Source organism: Nonomuraea guangzhouensis, assembly GCF_019396345.1.
Taxonomy (GTDB): domain Bacteria; phylum Actinomycetota; class Actinomycetes; order Streptosporangiales; family Streptosporangiaceae; genus Nonomuraea; species Nonomuraea guangzhouensis.
Map to the genome: position 1 here is coordinate 119,908 of NZ_JAHKRM010000001.1, position 19,753 is coordinate 139,660.

The window sequence follows — 19,753 nt, forward strand, 5'->3', positions numbered from 1 at the left end:
AAATCAACATGGGCAAGACTTTTGCGGACACTGTTACCTGGATGTTTGGTCTAGCTGTTGAACATGAATTCAATATGGAAGCGGTTGCTCTCTCTCGGTGAGAAGTCTCCCACCGAGCAAGATCGCGGCGTCTCCGCCGCACTCGTGACGGCGCTCGTGGATGGGGTCGAGGTGCCACCACCCTTCGCCGTCCGCCGCTTCTCCGCCCTGCCCAGCCTCTCGTACAGTGCGGCGGAACCCGACACTGGGGTGCCGGCCGAGCGGGATTTCGGGTCACACGTCGACCAGACGAACTATTCGGTGATCGTGGCCGAGCGGGTGGTGGTCAAGTGGCTGACGCCTCCGGCGACGATGCCGCATCCCGCCCCCGAGATGCTCGCCCATCTGGCCGGAGCGGGATTCCAGGATACGGCTCCGCCGTACGCGGCACTGACGCGTGTGGACGGGGCGGGCGAGAGGCTCCTCGCGTTGGTCACGGGCTACCTGCCGGGGGCCAGGGACGGCTGGGAGTGGTGCGCCGATGAGGCCGAGGCGGGCCGCACCGCCTTCGCGGACGCCCTCGGCCGCCTGGCCGCCGACCTCCACCTGGCACTCTCCACTTTCCCACCCCCCTCCATCGCGGCAACCGCCCCAGCCGTTACAACAGATTTCGGACCGGCGGAAAGGGCGGAGGGCGCGCTGGCCGAGGCCCTCACCCTGACGGACGGCGAAGACGGCGAGTGGCTGGCGGGCCGGGCCGGCGCTCTCAGAGCCGAGCTGGCCCCGCTCGCCGGGCCCATCGCCACGCCCCTGATCCGCATCCACGGCGATCTCCACGTCGGCCAGATCCTCCGGTGGACCGGCGGCTACGCCGTGATCGACTTCGACGGCAACCCCACCGTCACGGAGGCCGCGCCGTATCAACCGGCGGCCAGGGACGTCGCCCAGCTCGCCACCAGCCTGGAACACGTCGCCCAGGTGGCGATCAAGCGCCGCGGCACCCCGCCGCGCCAGGCACTCGGCTGGGCCGGCGAGGCCCGCGAGCTCCTGCTGTCCGCCTACCGGGACCGCCTGGCCGAGCGCGGGCGGCCGGACCTGCTGGACGGCTCCCTGCTGCGCCCGTTCGAGATCGAGCAGGAGTGCCGGGAGCTCGTCTACGCCGCCCGGCACCTGCCCCGCTGGCGCTACGCCCCGATGGGCGTGCTGCGCGCCCGCTATCCCGAGGAGACCCCGTGAATTCCGAGCTCTACCTGGCCGACCTGGAGGCCAAGCCAGCGGCCCTGGCCACCTTGGCGGACGCGCTGGCGAGCGCCGATCCGTTCGAGGGGCTGCCGGAAGGTGTCCGCCGCGTGCTGTTCCTGGGCATGGGCAGCTCCCGCTACGCCGCCGGCGTGGCCGCGCTCCGCCTGCGCGCCGCGGGCATCGACGCCTACGCCGACTACGGCTCCGCCGCGGCCTCGTACCCCGCGGGTCCGGAGACGCTGGTGGTGCCCATCTCGGCCACGGGCGGCAGCCGCGAGACGCTCGACGCGGTGGCCAGGTACGCGGGCGGCCCGTCGTTCGTCGCGGCGCTCACCAACACTCCCGGCTCGGCCATCACCGAGGCGGCCGACCTGGTCGTCCCCATGCACGCGGGCGAGGAGCGAGGCGGCGTGTCCTGCCGTACGTTCCAGCACACGCTCGCCCTCCTGCTCGCGCTGGAGTCCCGCCTCACGGGCGGCGGGCGCGACCTGCCCGATCTGGTACGGCGCGGCGCCGAGGCGTCGGCCGACCTCCTCGACCGCAGGGACGAGTGGCTGCCCCTGGCGCTGGAACTGCTGGACGGCCCGCACGGCGTCTACACCATCGCGCCACCGGAGCGCCTGTCGTCGGCGGAGCAGTCGGCGCTGATGTTCCGCGAGGGTCCCCGCCGCCCGGCCGACGCCTGCGAGACGGGCGACTGGGCGCACGTGGACGTCTACCTCACCAAGACCCTCGACTACCGCGCCCTGCTCTTTCCCGGCTCCCGCTATGAGGACCAGGCCATGGACTGGGTGCGGCAGCGCGGCTCGACGGTCGTCACCGTCGGCGGAGACGTCAAGGACGCCACGGCCGCCATCCACTACGCGCACGAGGGCGACGCGGACGTGGCCCTGCTCACGGAGACGCTGGTGGCGGAGCTGGTCGCCGCCTACTGGTGGTCGGCCGCGTCCTGACCGGCGCATCGGACGCCGCCGGGCGTCGACGGGCGCCGGACGCGGCGGTCAGCGGGCGCCGGCCTGGGCGGTGAGAGCGTGCTCGACCAGCGAGATGAGCGTGCTCTTGACCGCCTCGCGGACCCGCGCGTCGGTACGCACGATCGGGATGTGCGGCGAGAGCGTGAGCGCCTCCCGCACCTCGTTCTCCACGTGCGGGAACTGCCCGTCCCACCCGTTGAGCCCGACGACGAACGGCAGCCCGGCGTTCTCGAAGTAGTCGATCGCGGGGAAGCTGTCGGCCAGCCGCCGGGAGTCGACCAGCACCACCGCGCCGATCGCACCCTTGACGAGGTCATCCCACATGAACCAGAACCGGTGCTGACCGGGCGTGCCGAACAGATAGAGGATCAGATCACGATCCAGTGACAGTCGTCCGAAGTCCATGGCCACGGTCGTGGTCGTCTTGCCCGGCGTGTGCGCGAGGTCGTCGATGCCCGCCGAGGCATCCGTCATGACGGCCTCCGTGGTCAGCGGCATGATCTCCGACACCGCGCCGACGAAGGTGGTCTTGCCCACGCCGAACCCGCCCGCGACGACGATCTTCGTCGAGGTGAGCCCGCTAGAGCCTGCGAAGTCCACTGAGTACCCTTTCGAGCAGGCTCTTGTCAGGAACGCCCGCCTCAAGCTGCGGCTGGTAGACGCGGACCAGCCCTTCCGACTCCATGTCGGCGATCAGGACCCGCGCCACACCGAGCGGGACCCGCAGCAGAGCTGACACCTCCGCCACCGACCGGACCTGCCGGCACAGCTCGCTGATCGCCCGGTATTCCCGGGTGTAGGTCATGCCGAGCCGCATCGACGTCGCTGAGGATACAAGCGCCTCCACCGCAAGGCCACCGCGTGGGGCGGTTCGCCCGCCGGTGACGGCGTACATCCGGACCAACGAGCTCCGCTCGGGCTCCGGTTCGCGGTCATGCCACGCTGCCAACAGTCACTCCCATCACCAGGTACGCGCGGCCGAGAGTTCCGCGCGGACGGCGGGCGTGAGCACTTGCCCCGCGCGCTCGACCAGAATCGTCATCTGGTAGGCCACCAGGCCCATGTCGCAGTCGGGGGCGGCCAGCACCGCCAGGCACGAACCATCACTGATCGACATGGCCAGGAGCAGGCCGCGCCGCATTTCGATGAGGGTCTGGGTGACTTCGCCGCCTTCGAAGACCCGCGCAGCGCCCTGGGTGAGGCTGATCAGCCCGGCCGCGATGGCGGCGAGCTGGTCGGCGCGGTCCTGGGGGAAGCCGCGTGAGAAGGCCACCGGCAGTCCGTCGGCGGAGACCACCACGGCGTGCGCCACGCCGGGCACCTGCTCCACGAAGCCGCTGACCAGCCAGTTCATGTCCCTGGCCGCCTGGCTCAGATTCTTCATCCTGGGTCCTCCTCTAACTCTGAGCGGCCCTTGCGCACGCCCTGCTGGTAGTTGGCGAGCCTGCGGCGCAACCGGTCGGGCGAGACAGGAGGCGCGGGGGCGGGGGTCGGCGACGGCTGGGCGCCGGCGGAGCCCGGCACCAGGTTGGCCTTGGGCGTCCGCCTGGGCAGTCCGGATGAGGTGGTCCCGCTCCGCGCGGGCTCACTGATCGCGCCCGCCGCCTGCCATCCGCCGTCGGCCGGCGAGGACCAGGCGGGGTCGCGATGATCCGGTTCCGGCTTGGTGAACCAGCTCGACCCGGCGGAGCCGAAGTCCGGCGGGAACTCGTTGTCCGCCTGCGGTGACGGGGTGACCAGGTCGGGCATCGGCACCTCCGCCGAGGGCGTGTGACGCGAGCTGAACCACGACGAGGATGAGGGCGATGGCGCCATGTCGAGGGCCTCGAAAGACTGATGGGACGAGCGCTCGAACGGCCGGTCGAACGGCTGGTCGAGCGAAGGGTCGAACGACGGGTGGCCGAGGCCGGGCATCGCCGGGGTGGCCTGCATCGGCACGAACGGCGGCGGCTCCGGGACCGGCGTCGCCCCGGGGACCGTGGTGAGCAGCGTTTCGGGGATCAGCACCATGGCGGTCAGCCCGCCGATGTCCTGGCGGCGCAGTTGCACCCTGATGCTGTGCCGCAGCGCGAGCCGGCCGACCACGAACAGGCCCATCCGCCGGGAGACCGAGACGTCGACCACCGGCGGGTTGGCCAGCCGCCAGTTGGCCTCGGTCAGCTCCTCCGGACTCATGCCGATGCCGTGGTCGGTGACCGAGACCATCAGCCCGCCACCGTCGATGCGGCTGCTGGAGATGATCACCTTGGTGTCGCGCGAGGAGAACGAGACCGCGTTCTCGACCAGCTCGGCGAGCAGGTGGACGACGTCGCTGACCGCCTGGCCGGCGATGGCGGCCGCCGACTGCGCCTGGACGCTGACCCGGTCGTAGCTCTCGACCTCGCCGAGCGAGGCGCGTACGACGTCCATCAGCTCGACCGCCTCGCTCCACCTGCGTGCCGCCTCCTGGCCGGCCAGGACCAGCAGGTTCTCGCTGTTGCGGCGCATGCGGGTGGCCAGGTGGTCGAGCTTGAACAGGTCTCCGAGCCGGTTGTCGTCGCGCTCGCCGCGCTCCAGCCGTTCGATCAGCGTGAGCTGCCGCTCGACGAGGGTCTGGCTGCGCCGCGACAGGTTGACGAACATCGCGTTGACGTTCGAGCGCAGCCGCGCCTCGTCGCCGGCCAGCCGTACGGCCTCACGGTGCACCTCGTCGAAGGCGCGCGCGACCTCGCCCACCTCGTCCTTGGAGAAGATGCCGATGGGCGGCACCTTGACGTCGAGCGCGCCGTCGCGCGACTCGCGCAGGTGCTGGACGAACTCCGGCAGCCGCCGGCCGGCGATCTCCAGCGCCTCGCCGCGCAGCCGGCGCAGCGGCCGGACCAGCGATCGCGCCACTCCCGTGGTGATCAGCAGGACGGCGACGAGCAGCGCGAGCACCGCGCACGCGATGACCAGGGCGCGCTGCCGCTCGTCCGCGCTGAGCGCCTCGCTGCGGGTCAGGATGCCGGCCGCCTGGCGCTGCTCGACCTCGCGGAAGGAGTCGACGACGACGCTGCCCGCGTCGTACCACTCCTTGGCGTCGTCTCCGTGGTTGCCCTGGTCGAGGCCCTTCAGGGGCAGCCCGGCCGTGGCCCGGATCAGCACCAGCTCGCGCAGGAACAGCATGCGGTCGGCGGATCTGCCGTTGACGGTCTCGTCGAAGAAGCGGCGTTCCTCGGCGGTGGCCTCGTCGCCGAAGCCCTTGCGCTCGTTGCGTTCGCGTGACAGCTCGCCGAGGAAGCGCTTGAGCTGCTCCTGGTCGAGGCTCCCCTCGACGAGGCCGGTGGTGACCAACGCCTGCTGGAGCGAGATGCTCTCCTTGGCGCGGGCCAGCGAGTCGAGCATGCGGGTCTGCCGGAACAGCTCGTCGTCCTGGCTGCCCTTGACCAGCTCGTTGTGCACCGACAGCAGCTCGTTGATCACCGTGGTGTAGAGCTCGACGCAGGCCCCGGGCAGCAGGTCGGCTTCGAGCGCCTGCTGGCGCAGGCCGGCCAGGTCGTTCAGGCGGCTCAGCATGTTCTCGATCTGGTCGGCGGTACGGCCGGTGACCTCCCCCACCAGTTGCTCGGCGCTCGCCCGCACCTGCCTGGTGGACGCGTCCACCAGGTCCATCTGGTCGCGCACGGCGGCCAGCCCGGGCGCGGGCCGGCCCTTGGCGATGAACCACGCGGTCCTGCCGCGCTCGCCGGCGACCAGATGGGTGAGCGCGCCGACCTGCTGGGAGAGCTGCGCCAGCCGGTTCGTACGCGCGTAGTCAGCGGCGGCGCCCATCGAGGCGAACACCTGGACCCCGCCGAGCAGGACGGCGGCGGCGGTCGGGACCAGGATGAGCGCGACGAGCCGCGCCCGGACGCGCCAGTTGCGCAGGCGCCAAGTTGCCTCGTCCGCGTGCCGTTCACCCAACTGTGTACTCACCGAACGCAACCTCTCGCCCGAATCGGCGTATTTGACGGGGCGACTGAGGCCCTCGGGGAAATCAGCAAGTGGGGGTAATTGGAACACATACCTACTAGCTCGGCCAAGCGAACATAACGTGGCAAAACCCGAGTGGTGTGACGCATGAGGCGAGAACCTGGGGTCCCATTTAGATCCGTTATAGGTGAAAAATGCTCCTTTAAGTAAACAAGTGTCCGCTTGTGGGCGTTTGTAGCGTTCCAAGGCTGTTACAGAGAAGGACCACAGTCGTCTCTTCAAGGTCACGCCGTTGAGATTTGCGTTATTTACGACATAGGTTGAGCCCGGTCAAAGCGAGGAGGCGAGTTGTGGGGGTTTCTCCCGACAGTGCGGCCATCGACGTCAACGGACTGTGGAAGATCTTCGGCGCAAAGGCGGAAAGGGTCCTGGAGTGCGATGACAAGTATCTGGAACCCACCGCGCTGAGAGAGAAGACCGGCTGCACCGCCGCCGTCAGAGACGTCAGTTTCGAGGTACGGCCCGGCGAGGTCTTCGTCGTCATGGGCCTGTCGGGAAGCGGCAAATCCACCCTGGTCCGCTGCCTCACCCGGCTCGTCGAGCCGAGCGCGGGCGAGATCAGGATCGACGGCGAGGACATCGGCCGGGCCACCCCCGCCCGCTTACGCGAGATCCGCCGTCACCGGGTCAGCATGGTGTTCCAGCACTTCGGCCTGCTCCCCCACCGGCGCGTGATCGACAACGTGGCCTACGGCCTGGAGATCCAGGGCGCTGCCAAGACCGTCAGGCACGCGCGGGCCGGGGAGATCCTCGCCCTCGTCGGCCTCGAAGGGCACGCCGACGCCTACCCCGACCAGCTCTCCGGCGGCATGCAGCAGCGGGTCGGCCTGGCCCGCGCGCTCGCCGTCGACCCGCAGGTGATGCTGTTCGACGAGCCGTTCAGCGCGCTCGACCCGCTGATCCGCCGCGACATGCAGGCCGAGGTGATCCGCCTGCACCGCGAGGTCGGCAAGACGATGCTGTTCATCACCCACGACCTGTCCGAGGCGCTCAAGCTGGGCGAACGCATCGCGATCATGCGGGCCGGGTCGATCGTGCAGCTCGGCACGCCGGAGGAGCTGGTGGGCGCGCCGGCCGACGACTACGTGGCCGACTTCGTCCGTGACGTGCCCAGGAGCCATGTGCTCACGCTGCGCTGGATCTGCCGGCCGCCCGAGCCCGGCGAGCCCCTCGACGGCCCGGTCCTGCCCGCCCGCACGGTCATCAAGGACGCGATCGGCGCCACGTCCTCCTCTTCCCGGCCCATCCGGGTCGTCGACGGTGACGAGCTGGCTGGAGTCGTGGACCGGGTGGACATGCTCACCTTCCTCTCGGGCCACGACCCGGCACCGGCCGTACGGGCCGGCGCATGAGCACCACGGCCGTCACCACCCCGTCCAGGCTGCGGATACCCAGGTGGGCGGCCCCGGCGGGGATCGTGCTGCTGTTCGCCGCCGCCTACCTCGTCTTCCACGGCACGGGAACGCTCCCGCACGACAAGTCGGCGCCGCAGTTCCTGGCGATCACCGACCTGCGGGAGTGGATCGACGACCACCGCAATTCCAACCCGCTGTTCCTGTACTTCCTGAACTACATCCGGATCTTCGTCGGGTCGGTCTACACGGCCTTCCAGAGCGTCCTGTACGCGCTCGGCTGGCCCGGGCTCATCGGCGTGATGGGCGCGCTGGCCTGGCTGGCGGGCGGCTGGCGGATCGCGCTGCTGGCGGTCGCCGGGGTCGGCTCGTTCGGTGTGCTCGGGCTCTGGCAGTCGAGCGTCGACACGCTGGCCCTGGTCGCGGCCTCGGTGCTGCTGTCGCTGGCGATCGGGGTCCCGCTGGGCGTCTGGGCGGGTCTCTCGCGCCGGGTGCGCAAGGCGATCACGCCGGTCCTCGACGTCATGCAGATCATGCCGACGTTCGCGTACCTGGCGCCGCTCGTGCTGTTCTTCCACATCGGCGCGCCCGCCGGCGCCATCGCGACGATGATCTACTCGATCCCGCCGGCCATCCGCATCACCGCGCTGGCCATCGAGCAGGTCTCCCCCACCGCCGTCGAGGCGTCGGCGTCGCTGGGCGCCACGGGGCGCCAGACCCTGTTCAAGGTCTACCTGCCGCTGGCCAGATCGACGATGGCGCTGGCGGTGAACCAGACCATCATGATGGCGCTGTCGATGGTCGTCATCGCGAACCTCATCTCGGCGCCTGGCCTGGGCGGCGACATCATCCGGGGCCTGTCGCGCGCGCAGGTCGGCATCATGCTCCCGGCCGGGCTCGCGATCGTCGTCATGGCCGTGCTGCTGGACCGGATGACGGTCTCACTGGCCACCCGCGACCCGCACCGGCGGACCAGCCGGATCTCCCTCATCGCCGCCGCCGCATTGGCCGTCGCCGGGCTGGTGCTGACGCCGCTGCTGCCCGCCGAGTGGCCCGACGGCTGGACGGTCAACTTCGTCGTCCAGGTCAACGACGCGGTGCACTGGGCCGAGACGAGCTGGTACGGCGGCACGACGTTCGTCAAGGACGTCACGACCAGTCTCCTGCTCAACCCGCTGGAGGGCCTGCTCACCTCGGCGCCGTGGTGGCTGGTCGCCGCCGCCGCGCTGCTCCTGGCCTGGCGGGTGAGCGGGCTACGGCCGGCGCTCACGGCACTCGGTTGCCTGCTGGCGATCGCGCTGCTCGGCGTCTGGGAGCACGCCATGCAGACGCTCACCACCGTCGCGGTCGCGGTGCTCGTCACCCTGGTCATCGGCCTGCTGCTGGGTGTGGCGGCCGCGCGGTCGTCCCGGTATTCGGCCGTGCAGCGCCCGATACTCGACGCCGCGCAGACCATGCCCGCATTCGTCTACCTGCTGCCGGCGCTCGCCCTGTTCGAGACCACCAGGTTCACCGCGATCTTCGCCTCGGTCATCTACGCGGTGCCCCCGGTCGTACGCCTGGTCGAGGACGGCATCAGGGCGGTGCCGGCGACCGTGGTGGAGGCGGCCGCGTCCGCCGGGTCCACCTCGGGCCAGCTCCTGTGGAAGGTGCAGTTGCCGATGGCCCGCCGGGCGATCCTGCTGGCCGCCAACCAGGGCATCGTGCTGACCCTGGCCATGGTCGTCGTGGGTGGCCTGGTCGGGGCCGGCGCCCTCGGCTACGACGTGGTCGTGGGCTTCTCCCAGCGGACCGACTTCGGCATGGGGTTCATCGCCGGCATCGCGACGGTCCTGCTCGGGGTCATGCTCGACCGCATCACGCAGGGCGCCGACAGACGCCCTTCCCCCCAAAGAAGGAAGACCACATGAAGATTCGCCTGCTCGCGGGCCTTCTCGCACTCGGGCTCGCGGCCGCGGGATGCGGTGGCGCCAAGGTCGAAGAGCCGTCCAGTTCCGCCGCGCCGCAAGCCCAGGGCAGCGCCTCGAGCGCCGGAACCGTCAAGATCGCGATCAACCCGTGGGTGGGCTACGAGGCCAGCGCCAACGTGGTGGCCTACCTGCTGAAGAACGAGCTCCACTACGACGTCAAGCTCCCCGAGATCAAGGAACAGCTCGCCTGGGAGGGCTTCGAGACCGGCGACGTGGACGTCATCATCGAGAACTGGGGTCACCCGGACCTGGTGAAGAAGTTCATCGACGAGAAGAAGGTCGCCCAGTCCGCGGGCTCGACCGGCAACAAGGGCGTCATCGGCTGGTACGTGCCCAAGTGGATGGCCGACAAGTATCCGGACATCACCGACTACAAGAACCTGAACAAGTACGCCGGTCTGTTCAAGACGTCGGAGTCCGGCGGCAAGGGCCAGCTCCTCGACGGCGACCCGAGCTACGTCACCAACGACGAGGCCCTGGTCAAGAACCTCAAACTGAACTTCAAGGTGGTCACGGGCGGCAGCGAGGCGGCCCTGCTCAAGTCGGCGACCCAGGCGCAGGAGCAGCAGAAGGCGCTGCTGTTCTACTTCTGGACCCCGCACTGGCTCTTCGACAAGGTCGATCTTGTACGCGTGAACCTGCCCGCCTACACCTCGGGCTGCGACGCCGACGCCAAGAAGGTCGCCTGCGACTACGCGGAGCTGGACCTCGACAAGATCGTGAGCAAGAAGTTCGCCGACACCGGTGGCAAGGCCTACGACCTGGTCAAGAACTTCAGCTGGACCAACGAGGACCAGAACGCCGTCGCCAACGACATGACCAACGGCGGCATGACCGGCGAGCAGGCCGCCAAGAAGTGGATCGAGGCCAACACCGCCAAGTGGCAGGCGTGGATCCCCAAGTAACCCCTCATGACCCCTTTTCGACCGCGGACCCCAGCGGGCCGCGGTCGTGGAGCCTCTCATGCGAACCAAGACGATCGCGGGGCCGCTGGTGGCGGCCCTGCTGCTGACGGCCTGCTCCAGTGGAGAGCCGTCGCCCACCCCAGGGTCGAAGGGCACGGTGCACATCGACATCCACGGGTGGGTCGGCTACGAGGCCCAGGCCGCCGTGCTGGCCTACCTGCTCGAACACGAGCTGGGGTACGACGTCAAGAAACGCAAGATGAAAGAGGAGGATTCCTGGAAGGACTTCGCGACCGGCAAGGTCGACGTGATCGTCGAGAATTGGGGCCACAACGATCTTAAGAAGAAGTACATCGAGGACGAGAAGGTCGCGCTCTCGGCGGGTCTCACCGGAAACAAAGGGGTGATCGGATGGTACGTCCCCCAGTGGATGGTCAAGCGATATCCGGACATCACCAACTGGCGGAGCCTGAACAAGTATTCGAGCCTTTTTCGGACCGCTAAATCTGGAAATTCCGGTCAGGTGCTCGACGGAGATCCGTCGTTCGTCACCTATGACGAGGCGCTCGTGAAGAACCTCGGCCTCGATTACCGGGTGGTCTACTCCGGCAGCGAAGACGCGTTGATCAAGGCGGCAGAGGCGGCGACCAAGAACAGGAAGCCGGTGCTGATGTATTTCTACGAACCCCAATGGCTGTTCACCAAGGTCAAACTCGTCAAGATCAATCTGCCCGCCTATTCGATAGGCTGCGACGCCGTCGCGGCCAAGGTCGCCTGCGACTACCCGCCGTACCTGCTCGACAAGATCGTGAGCCGGAGCTTCGCCGCGACCGGCGGCCGGGCGTACGCCCTGGTCCGCAACTTCATCTGGACCAACGACAACCAGAACGCGGTCGCCAGCGACATGATCAACGGCAGGATGACCGCTGACCAGGCCGCCAAGAAGTGGGTCGACGAGAACAAGATCGTGTGGCAGGACTGGATCCCGCGTTGAGCTTGGCCGGGTGACCCCCCGGGGTCACCGGTCCAGGCGCTGGTAGAGGCGGACCGACAGGACGAAGAAGACCGCGGTGATCACCAGCGGCCAGACGATCGCCATCGTCACCGCGTGCTGGGCCACCCACGAGTCGCCGCCCCAGCCGGGATTGCCGAACAGCTCCCGCGCCGCCGCGACGGTCGACGACAGAGGGTTCCACTCGGAGACGGCGCCCAGCCAGCCCGGCATGGTGCCCGGAGCGACGAAGGCGTTCGACAGGAAGCCGATCGGGAACTCCAGCGTCTGGATGGCCGTCACCGCCCCCGGATCCTTGGCCACCAGCCCGAGGTACATCCCCGCCCACAACAGGGCGAAGCGCAGCCACAGCAGCAGCCCCACGGCCCCGAGCGCCCCGCCCAGGCTCGCCGGGCGCCAGCCCACCGCGAACCCGCAGGCCAGCATGCCCGCCAGGACCAGCACCGAGTTGAGCAGATCGGCGACGGCCCGGCCGATCAGCACGGCCGACGGGGCCATCGGCATGGACCGGAACCGGTCGGTCACCCCGCGAGAGAGGTCCGTGGTGACCGCGACCATGGTGGCGCCCAGTCCGAACAGCATCGTCATTCCGTACATGCCGGGCATGAGGAAGGCGAAGTAGTCGGCCCCCTCCGGCACGTCCACCGCGCCGCCGAACAGGTAGCCGAACGCCAAGGCGATCACCACGGGGAAGGCGACCCCGAACACGATCGTCATGGGCTGGGCGATCCAGTGGATCAGGTCACGCCGGGCGACCGACCAGCCGTCGGCCAGCGCCCAGCGCAGCCGGGTGAACGGCGGGTCCATGGTGAGTTCGGTCATGCCGGGCTCCTTTCGGTTGATGGGATTCACACGGCTTTCGGTTGAGGGATTCAGGCGGCTGGGATTCAGGCGGCTGGGATTCACGCGGCGGTCAGGCTCAGGAAGACCTCATCGAGTGTCGGCCTGCGCAGCGCGACGTCCTCGGCCTCGATGCCCGCGGCCGAGAACGCCGCCAGGACCGCCGTGAGCGCCTGGACCCGCTCGATCACCGGCGCGCTGACGTGGCGGGTGTCCTGATCGACTTCAGCGGGCGCGGCGGCCACCCTGCCGACGATCCCGGCGGCCTCGGACAGCCGCGCCGCGTCCCTGACGACCACGTCGAGCCGGTCGCCGCCGAGCTTGTTCTTGAGCTCGGCCGGCGTGCCCTCGGCGACGACCCTGCCGGTGTCGATGACCGAGACACGGTCCGCGAGCTGGTCGGCCTCCTCCAGGTACTGGGTGGTGAGCAGCACCGTGGTGCCGGTGGCAACGAGGGCGCGCACCGCCTTCCACACCTCGCCGCGGCTGCGCGGGTCGAGCCCCGTGGTGGGCTCGTCGAGGAAGAGCACGGGCGGGGAGAGAATCATGCCCGCCGCCAGGTCGAGCCGGCGCCGCATGCCGCCCGAGTACTCCTTGACCGGTCCCGGGTGCTCCAGGTCGAACGCGTCCAGCAGCTCGGCGGCCCTGGCCCGGGCCGCGCGGGCGTCCAGGTGGTAGAGGCGGCCGAACAGCTCCAGGTTCTGCCTGCCGGTCAGCACGTCGTCCACCGCCGCGTGCTGGCCTACCAGGCCGATGCTCCGCCGTACGAGCCGGGGGCGGGCCGCCACGTCGAACCCCGCCACCTCCGCTCGGCCGCCGTCCGGGCGCAGGAGCGTGGTGAGGATCCGGACGGCCGTGGTCTTGCCCGCGCCGTTCGGGCCGAGCAGGCCGCAGACCGTGCCCTCGGCCACCTCCAGGTCGAAGCCGTCCAGGGCCGTCTTCTTGCCGTACGTCTTGCGCAGCCCCTGTGCGTGTACCGCCGCCATAACGCCTCCTCAAATTCCGTACGGCGTACCGTACAGCATACGGTTCGGTGGTCGCAACCGTACGGTGTACCGTACGAAGGTGACGATCGAGTACTCCGGCAAGGGCGACCCGGCACGCAGCCTGGCGCTGCTCTGGCGGACCAGCGAACGGGCCAGCCGCAAAGGCAAGCCCGACCTGAGCGTCGACCGGATCGTGCGCGCCGCCATCGAGGTCGCCGACGCCGACGGCCTGCAGGCGCTGTCGATGCGCCGCGTCGCCGAGCGGCTCGGCGTCGGCACGATGTCGCTCTACACGTACGTGCCGGGCAAGCCGGAGCTGCTCGACGTCATGCTCGACACCGTCTACGGCGAGACCGCGAGGCCGGAGGACGTGCCAGGCGGTTGGCGGGCCAGGCTGACCCTGATCGCCAGAGAGAACTGGGCGCTCTACCAGCGCCACCCCTGGCTCCTGCAGGTGGCGGCCAACCGCCCGGTGCTGGGGCCGAACGTCACGGCCAAGTACGACTACGAGTTGCGTGCCGTCGACGGCATCGGGCTGACGGACGTGGAGATGGACTCGGTGATCACCCTGGTGACCGGGTTCGTGCACGGCACGGCCAGAGGGGCGGTGGAGGCCGCGCAGGCGGAGAGCCAGACCGGGCTGACCGACGAACAGTGGTGGGCGGCGCACGCGCCGTTCCTCAGCCGGATCGCCGACACGTCCCGTTGGCCCACGGCGTCCCGCGTCGGTCAGGCCGCGGCCGAGGCCCTGGGCGGCGCGTACAGCGCCGAGCACGCCTTCGAGTTCGGCCTGGAACGCGTCCTTGACGGCATCGACACCCTGATCAGCCGCCGAGCCGAGCCTGCCTGACGCCGCCTGCCCACCGGATCAGCCCCTGCCCTGCCGACACCGCCAGCCGCGTTCTTCACATGTCCCGCCGTACTTCGGCTGGGGTCCTTCTGGGGGGAGCGCTGATCGCTGGGGGGTGCTTCTGAGCGTGGGCCAGCGACCGCTGGGGGTCCCCTGAGGGGAGCGCTAATCCTCGGGGATGCTTCTGAGCGTGGGCCAGCGACCGCTGGGGGTCCCTTGGGGGGGAACGCTAACCCCCGGAGATGCTTCTGAGCGTGGGCCAGCGACCGCTGGGGGTCCCTTGGGGGGAACGCTAACCCCCGGAGATGCCTCTGAGCGTGGGCCAGCGACCACTGGGGAGCGGGAGTGGCGATCACCGCGCCACACCCAAAAGGGCCCCAGCGGCCACCGCCACACCCCGAGGACCCCAGTCGGCCACCGCCACGCTCAGAAGGACCCCAGCGATCACGGACCCACAACCCAAAAGGACGCCAGCCGAAGTACGGCGGGAAAGTGTGGGAGCATGCGGCAACCGAAATACGGGCCTAGTGGTCAGCCGCTTCCTTGGCAGGGGTCGCGCGCCGGAGCTCCGGCGGCCCCGCGGCAGCCAGCGTCGTGCCGAGTTGCCGCTCCGTAGGCGGCACCGTCCAGGTCAGTCCAGGCCCGCCGTTGGCGATCACGCTCGTCAGCAGGCTCCGGAGCACCACCTCGCCGGGTGCCCCCGGCTGCCGCGCCCGCGACTCGTCGTACTGGTCACGGATCCGCGCCAGGTCGATCAGCATCGTGGTGTCCGGCACCCCGTCGCCCAGGACAGCGACCCCCAGCGCACCCAGGCCGCCGGCACCGGACCAGGCACCGATGCCCCCCGCTCCCTCAGGACAGACGATCTCGCGCACCTGATCGGCGAAGCGCCCGCCGTCCGCAGAGTCCGCCCAGCCCGCCCGCAGATGCAGCACACCCGGCTCCTCGGTGGCCAGGAACTCGGCCATCAACTCACCGACCGTGGTCTGCGGATCGTGCATGGCCGCCTGCCCCCGGGCGGCGAACCGGCCGGCGAGCAGGTCGAGCGAGATGAGCCGCGGCGGCTCGAACACCGTCAGGACCCCGGACTCCCCACCGAGATCAACCGGCGTCCCCGCGTCGGCGAAAGCCCTCAGCCCCTCCAGCAACGCGGTCGCGCCCTCGTCCCCCAGCCGAGCCTCCCAACCCGGCCTGCGCGCAACCGCCGACCCGCCGTCGGCCGTGCCACGGTGGCGGACCCACCAGACGGCCACGCCGATCACCACGGCGGCGGCGAGCGCGATCCACATGCCGCCTGCTAGGAGACGGGCGCCGCACGCAGGCGTACGACGTGCTCCACGAGCGAGATCAACGTCCCCTTCACCGACTCGCGGTGCCGCGCGTCCGTACGCACGATGGGCACATGCGACGAGAGCGCCAGCGCCTCGCGCACCTCGTCGTCCGAGTGCTGGAACTGACCGTCCCAGCCGTTGATGCCCACCACGAACGGCAGCTTGGCCTCTTCGAAGTAGTCGATCGCGGGGAAGCTGTCGGCCAGCCGCCGCGTGTCGAGCAGCACCACCGCGCCGATCGCGCCGCGCACCAGGTCATCCCACATGAACCAGAACCGGTGCTGTCCGGGCGTACCGAACAGGTAGAGGATCAGGTCACGGTCGAGCGAGACGCGGCCGAAGTCCATGGCCACGGTCGTCGTCTGCTTGTTCGGGGTCATGCCGAGGTCGTCGATGCCCGCGGACGCGTCGGTCATCACCGCCTCCGTGGTGAGCGGCAGGATCTCGGACACCGCCCCCACGAACGTCGTCTTGCCGACGCCGAACCCGCCCGCCACGACGATCTTCGTCGACGTGAGGCCGGGGCTAGAGCCTGCGAAGTCCACTGAGCACCCTTTCGAGCATATTGAGGTCTGGCTGTCCCTGGCTGAGACGTGGCTGGTGCAGGCGGACAAGCCCTTCGTCGGACATGTCCGCCACGAGCACTCGCGCCACGCCCAGCGGGACACGGAGCAGGGCCGAGATCTCGGCGACCGACCGGAACGTGCGACAGAGTTGCATGATGGCCTCTTGCTCGGGAGTGAGCATGGACATCTCGTCATCCGGTATGGACATCGACGAGATCAGCGTCTCCATCGCAAGGTGGTAGCGCGGCTCTGAACGACCGCCGGTCACCGCGTACGGACGGAACAGGGGCTCATCCTCCCCGGTCCCGTCAATGCCGTACACGGCCCTCCCCCATCAGTTCCATTGCATCACCGCGTCCTGGCCGCCTGCAGTTCCGCGCGCAGGGCCGGCGTCAGTGCCTGGCCCGCCCTGTCAACCAGCAGCGTCATCTGGTACGCCACCAGCCCCATGTCGCAATCGATCCCGGCCAGCACCGTGAGCACGGAGCCGTCGCTGATCGCCATCACGACGAGCAGCCCGCGCTGCATCTCGACGACGGTCTGCGAAACCGAGCCGCCCTCGAACACCCTGGAGGCGCCCACGGTCAGGCTCAGCAGGCCCGCGGACACCGCGGCCAGCTGGTCGGCGCGGTCCGGTGGGAAGCCCTCGGAACTGGCCAGGCAGAGGCCGTCGGCCGAGACGACGACGGCATGCGCGACTCCGGGCGTGTTCCGCACGAAGTCGGTGATCAGCCAGTCGAACCTGTGGGCCTCATGGCTAAGGGTGGTCACTCGCCCTCCCCGGCAGGACGCTCAATCACTGTTGTTCCTCCTGTCCACGAACTTCCGCACGACCCCGTCGCACTCCCTGCTGGAAGCTGGACAACCTGCTGCGCGCCCGATCGGCGGAGACCGGCGGCATCGGGGCCTGCCGCTGCGATTGCTGCGGTTGGCCGGCCGTGCCAGGAACCAGGTTCGCCTTAGGAGTGCGCTTGGGTAGCCCCGAGGACGTGGTGCCCCCAAGGCTGGGATCGCTCGTGGCGGCCGCCGCCGCTCGCCAACCGGCGTCAGCGGCGTTTCGCCACGATTCCTCCCCAGAGAGTACGGCTTGTGGGGGGGTTGACTCATCCCGGCTCGAGGATTCCGGCGCCCGCTCTTCCGCCGGCCTACGGAACCAGGCGGATTCCACGGCCGCGAAGATCGGCAGGAACTCCTCCTGACCGGGCTCCATGGGCGAGACGTCCACCGACGGCGTCGACTCCGGCCGGCGCACCTCACCTGTGGTGTAAGGCGTCTGGAAGGCACCGTCCGAGCCCGGGCCGACGGGGCCGGGGAAGGACGGGAAAGCGCCGGTGCGCTCCTGGCCCGGGTACGACGGGGGCTGGTTCGGGTACCTCGGCCCCCGGAGCCCCGGCTGCGCCCGGCCGGGCGGCTGCGCCCCCGGTCCCGGGTCGGGATACGACGGAGCCTGGCTCGGGTACGACTGGTAGCCGCCCGAGTCGTAGGACGGCCGGTGGGCCCCGCCGTCCGTGTCGGCGGTGAAGGGCTGAGACGGCCCGGAGCCGGCGTCGAAGGAGTCGAAGGTGCTGAACGAGCGGAACGTCCCGTTCGGCGCGGGAACGCCGTTGGGCGGCGTGGCAGGAGGCGCGCCGTTGGCGGGCATCGAGGTCAGAGGCATGCCGTTCGGCGGCGTTCCCCCGAAGCCGGGCCGCTGGGGCAGCGGCGGCCGGTTGCCGTCGGAGATCAATGTCGGCGGCAGCAGCACCATGGCGATCAATCCGGCGCCGTCGCCCTTGCGGAGCTGGACCCGGATGCCGTGGCGCAGCGCCAGCCGGCCGACCACGAACAGGCCCATCCGCCGGGACACCGACACGTCCACGACCGGCGGCTCGGCCAGGCGGCGGTTGGCCTCGGCGAGCTCGTCCTCGGTCATGCTGATGCCGAGGTCGTTCACCGACAGCAGCGCGCCGCCGCCTTCGATGAGGCTGCTCGACACCACGACGTTGGTGTTGTTCGGCGAGAACTGGATGGCGTTCTCGACCAGCTCGGCCACCAGGTGGACCAGGTCGTTGGCCGCGCTGCCGATCACCGAGGTGGTCCGGTGCACCTTGACCTGCGCGCGCTCGTAGCCCTCGACCTCCGACAGCGCCGCGCGGACCACGTCGACCAGCTTGGCCGGCTGGCTGCGCCTGCGGGCGGCCTCGTGGCCGGCCAGGACCAGGAGGTTCTCGGAGTTGCGCCGCATGCGGGTGGCCAGGTGGTCGAGCTTGAACAGGTCGGCCAGCCGGGCACCGTCCTGCTCGCCCTTCTCCAGGCCGTCGATGAGCGAGATCTGCCGCTCCACCAGCGTCTGGGTGCGGCGCGAGAGGTTGACGAACATCGAGCTGATGTTGCTGCGGAGGTCGGCCTCCTCGCCCGCCAGCCGTACGGCCTGGCGGTGTACCTGGTCGAAGGCCCTGGCCACGTCGCCGATCTCGTCGTCGCCCTCGACCTCGATCGGGCGGACGTCGGCGGGCGCGTCACCGCTGACCCGCAGCTTGCGCACCACGTCGGGCAGCCGGAACCCGGCGATCTCCAGCGCCTCGGCGCGCAGCCGGCGCAGCGGCGCCACCATCGAGCGGGCGATCGCGACGGTGAAGAGCAGGACGAGCAGCAACAGCGCTATGATCAACACCGCGGCGATGATCGCGTTGCGGGTCTCGGAGTCGCGCAGTTCCTGGCTGCGCAGCGCCACCTTCTGGCTCAGATCGCCCTCGATCGAGTGCAGGATGTCGATGGTGATGGCGTTGTCGTCGAACCACTGGTCCGGCGCCGGCTTGGCACGGTCCGTCTGGGCGAGCAGGTCGTCCCTGATCCGCACGCCCGGCGCCTTGCCGGCGGCGAGCGTGACGGCGCGGGCCTTGGTCAGCTCGGTGTTGAAGTATTCAGGCGCCGTCATCGCCTTCGCCAGTGCGAGGCCGACGACGGGCCCGGCCTCCTGGCCGACGGCCGCGATCTCGGCGCGCTGCCTGGCGTTGGAGGCGATAAACCGCTCCACCTCCTTGGCGTCCACGCTGGCGGAGTTGTAGTAGCCCTTGAGCAACTGGATCCGCTGCCTGGACACCTCCTCCTTCGCGCGCGCCAGCGCGCTCAGCGCGCGGAACTGGCCGATGATCTGCGAGTCGTCACTGAGCAGGCTCAGCTCGTCGTGCAGCTTGAGCAGCGTGTCGAGCAGCGAGTCGTAGCGGGTGGTGTCCCTCTGGCCCTCGCTGCGGGTCCTGCCCAGCACGTTGAAGTCGTAGCGGGCCCGCTTGACCGCGTTGAGCACGCGGTCGCCGTAGGACTCGTCCATCACCGCCATGTCGGCCTGCACGGCCTTGACCAGCGTGTCGACCCGCTGCTTGCGCTCCTTGTACGGCTCGGTGAGCTTCTTGCGCACCCTGGAGGAGGCGGCCATCCAGCCTCCGGTGTCACGCTCCAGGCCGAGTGCCTGCACCAGGTCGCGGATCCGGCCGGCCTGCTCCGCAGCCAGTGCCGTGCGGTCGTAGTCGCCGATGCTCTGCACCGAGCTCACCACCCGCGCTCCCCCGAGCACGACTCCCGCCATGGTAGGAACCAGGACCAGCGCGGTGAGGCGCCATCTCACCCGCCAGTTGCGCAGCCCGAGCCGGGGCAGCGTCCGCTTTCCGCGGCCCTGCCTCGCGGCGTGGCCGCTTTCGGAGTTCCCCGTAGTCACTGCTTCCGCTACCCCTCAATCATCCCGATCCGTCGGCGGGTCCAGGCCGGTTCATAAGGTAA

18 protein-coding genes are annotated in these 19,753 nt (G+C 69.8%); 7 read left to right on the forward strand and 11 right to left on the reverse strand.

From position 1 onward, the window contains the following. Nucleotides 1–63: 63 nt before the first annotated feature. Together KME78_RS00535 and KME78_RS00540 are read left to right on the forward strand one after the other, a co-directional pair. Nucleotides 64–1,215 carry a hypothetical protein gene (locus tag KME78_RS00535; RefSeq protein ID WP_219526686.1) on the forward strand — a complete coding sequence of 384 codons (1,152 nt, stop codon included), beginning with the start codon at nt 64–66 and terminating at the stop codon, nt 1,213–1,215. Further along, the gene (locus KME78_RS00540) at nt 1,212–2,174 is read left to right on the forward strand and encodes an SIS domain-containing protein (protein ID WP_219526688.1); all 963 of its coding nucleotides are present in this window, start codon (nt 1,212–1,214) and stop codon (nt 2,172–2,174) included. The genes KME78_RS00535 and KME78_RS00540 overlap by 4 nt, the downstream gene beginning before the upstream one ends. Nucleotides 2,175–2,222: 48 nt before the next feature. Here KME78_RS00540 and KME78_RS00545 read toward each other — a convergent pair whose 3' ends face one another. From KME78_RS00545 to KME78_RS00560, 4 genes are all read right to left on the reverse strand, one after another. Further along, nucleotides 2,223–2,795 carry a GTP-binding protein gene (locus KME78_RS00545; protein ID WP_219526689.1) on the reverse strand — a complete coding sequence of 191 codons (573 nt, stop codon included), beginning with the start codon at nt 2,793–2,795 and terminating at the stop codon, nt 2,223–2,225. Beyond that, nucleotides 2,776–3,090 (reverse strand): DUF742 domain-containing protein, encoded by a 315-nt coding sequence (locus tag KME78_RS00550; protein ID WP_246650163.1) that lies wholly within the window; start codon nt 3,088–3,090, stop codon nt 2,776–2,778. The genes KME78_RS00545 and KME78_RS00550 overlap by 20 nt, the downstream gene beginning before the upstream one ends. Before the next feature lie 66 nt (nt 3,091–3,156). Further along, the gene (locus KME78_RS00555) at nt 3,157–3,579 is read right to left on the reverse strand and encodes a roadblock/LC7 domain-containing protein (protein WP_219526691.1); all 423 of its coding nucleotides are present in this window, start codon (nt 3,577–3,579) and stop codon (nt 3,157–3,159) included. After that, nucleotides 3,576–6,128 (reverse strand): sensor histidine kinase, encoded by a 2,553-nt coding sequence (locus KME78_RS00560; protein WP_219526692.1) that lies wholly within the window; start codon nt 6,126–6,128, stop codon nt 3,576–3,578. Before KME78_RS00560 ends, KME78_RS00555 begins: the two co-directional genes overlap by 4 nt. 347 nt (nt 6,129–6,475) lie before the next feature. Between KME78_RS00560 and KME78_RS00565 the strand changes: the two genes are divergently transcribed. From KME78_RS00565 to KME78_RS00580, 4 genes are read left to right on the forward strand one after another with little or no spacing between them, the layout of a single operon-like run. Next, complete coding sequence (locus KME78_RS00565; protein ID WP_219526693.1) at nt 6,476–7,537, forward strand: quaternary amine ABC transporter ATP-binding protein; 1,062 nt, start codon at nt 6,476–6,478, stop codon at nt 7,535–7,537. Beyond that, complete coding sequence (locus tag KME78_RS00570; RefSeq protein WP_219526694.1) at nt 7,534–9,447, forward strand: ABC transporter permease; 1,914 nt, start codon at nt 7,534–7,536, stop codon at nt 9,445–9,447. Before KME78_RS00565 ends, KME78_RS00570 begins: the two co-directional genes overlap by 4 nt. Continuing rightward, the gene (locus KME78_RS00575) at nt 9,444–10,412 is read left to right on the forward strand and encodes an ABC transporter substrate-binding protein (RefSeq protein WP_219526695.1); all 969 of its coding nucleotides are present in this window, start codon (nt 9,444–9,446) and stop codon (nt 10,410–10,412) included. Before KME78_RS00570 ends, KME78_RS00575 begins: the two co-directional genes overlap by 4 nt. A gap of 58 nt (nt 10,413–10,470) precedes the next feature. Then, nucleotides 10,471–11,406 (forward strand): ABC transporter substrate-binding protein, encoded by a 936-nt coding sequence (locus KME78_RS00580; protein ID WP_219526696.1) that lies wholly within the window; start codon nt 10,471–10,473, stop codon nt 11,404–11,406. 24 nt (nt 11,407–11,430) lie between these two features. Here KME78_RS00580 and KME78_RS00585 read toward each other — a convergent pair whose 3' ends face one another. Next, a complete protein-coding gene (locus tag KME78_RS00585) occupies nt 11,431–12,246 on the reverse strand; it encodes an ABC transporter permease (protein ID WP_219526697.1) in 816 nt (271 codons plus the stop codon). An 80-nt stretch (nt 12,247–12,326) separates the two neighbouring features. Continuing rightward, nucleotides 12,327–13,250, reverse strand: a complete 924-nt coding sequence (locus KME78_RS00590) for an ATP-binding cassette domain-containing protein (protein ID WP_219526698.1) — start codon at nt 13,248–13,250, stop codon at nt 12,327–12,329. A gap of 79 nt (nt 13,251–13,329) precedes the next feature. Here KME78_RS00590 and KME78_RS00595 point away from each other — a divergent pair, with 79 nt between their 5' ends. Continuing rightward, entirely contained in the window at nt 13,330–14,100 is a 771-nt protein-coding gene (locus KME78_RS00595; protein WP_219526699.1) for a TetR/AcrR family transcriptional regulator, read from the forward strand. A 524-nt stretch (nt 14,101–14,624) separates the two neighbouring features. Here the strand turns inward: KME78_RS00595 and KME78_RS00600 are convergent. From KME78_RS00600 to KME78_RS00620, 5 genes are read right to left on the reverse strand one after another with little or no spacing between them, the layout of a single operon-like run. Then, nucleotides 14,625–15,389 (reverse strand): hypothetical protein, encoded by a 765-nt coding sequence (locus tag KME78_RS00600; RefSeq protein ID WP_219526700.1) that lies wholly within the window; start codon nt 15,387–15,389, stop codon nt 14,625–14,627. Between the two features lie 8 nt (nt 15,390–15,397). Beyond that, complete coding sequence (locus tag KME78_RS00605) at nt 15,398–15,976, reverse strand: GTP-binding protein (protein ID WP_219526701.1); 579 nt, start codon at nt 15,974–15,976, stop codon at nt 15,398–15,400. Beyond that, nucleotides 15,957–16,319, reverse strand: coding sequence for a DUF742 domain-containing protein (locus KME78_RS00610; protein ID WP_219526702.1), 363 nt, complete (start codon nt 16,317–16,319; stop codon nt 15,957–15,959). Before KME78_RS00610 ends, KME78_RS00605 begins: the two co-directional genes overlap by 20 nt. 26 nt (nt 16,320–16,345) lie before the next feature. Continuing rightward, entirely contained in the window at nt 16,346–16,768 is a 423-nt protein-coding gene (locus tag KME78_RS00615; protein ID WP_214641598.1) for a roadblock/LC7 domain-containing protein, read from the reverse strand. Between the two features lie 25 nt (nt 16,769–16,793). Continuing rightward, nucleotides 16,794–19,691 (reverse strand): sensor histidine kinase, encoded by a 2,898-nt coding sequence (locus KME78_RS00620; RefSeq protein ID WP_219526703.1) that lies wholly within the window; start codon nt 19,689–19,691, stop codon nt 16,794–16,796. Between the last annotated feature and the right edge of the window lie 62 nt (nt 19,692–19,753).

What these genes read in the sequence shown, in the direction of transcription:
- KME78_RS00585 (WP_219526697.1), bottom strand. Translation starts at nt 12,246, where the DNA reads ATGACCGAACTCACCATGGACCCGCCGTTCACCCGGCTGCGCTGGGCG.
- KME78_RS00600 (WP_219526700.1), bottom strand. Translation starts at nt 15,389, where the DNA reads ATGTGGATCGCGCTCGCCGCCGCCGTGGTGATCGGCGTGGCCGTCTGG.
- KME78_RS00550 (WP_246650163.1), bottom strand. Translation starts at nt 3,090, where the DNA reads ATGTACGCCGTCACCGGCGGGCGAACCGCCCCACGCGGTGGCCTTGCG.
- KME78_RS00575 (WP_219526695.1), top strand. Translation starts at nt 9,444, where the DNA reads ATGAAGATTCGCCTGCTCGCGGGCCTTCTCGCACTCGGGCTCGCGGCC.
- KME78_RS00590 (WP_219526698.1), bottom strand. Translation starts at nt 13,250, where the DNA reads ATGGCGGCGGTACACGCACAGGGGCTGCGCAAGACGTACGGCAAGAAG.
- KME78_RS00535 (WP_219526686.1), top strand. Translation starts at nt 64, where the DNA reads ATGAATTCAATATGGAAGCGGTTGCTCTCTCTCGGTGAGAAGTCTCCC.
- KME78_RS00570 (WP_219526694.1), top strand. Translation starts at nt 7,534, where the DNA reads ATGAGCACCACGGCCGTCACCACCCCGTCCAGGCTGCGGATACCCAGG.
- KME78_RS00555 (WP_219526691.1), bottom strand. Translation starts at nt 3,579, where the DNA reads ATGAAGAATCTGAGCCAGGCGGCCAGGGACATGAACTGGCTGGTCAGC.
- KME78_RS00580 (WP_219526696.1), top strand. Translation starts at nt 10,471, where the DNA reads ATGCGAACCAAGACGATCGCGGGGCCGCTGGTGGCGGCCCTGCTGCTG.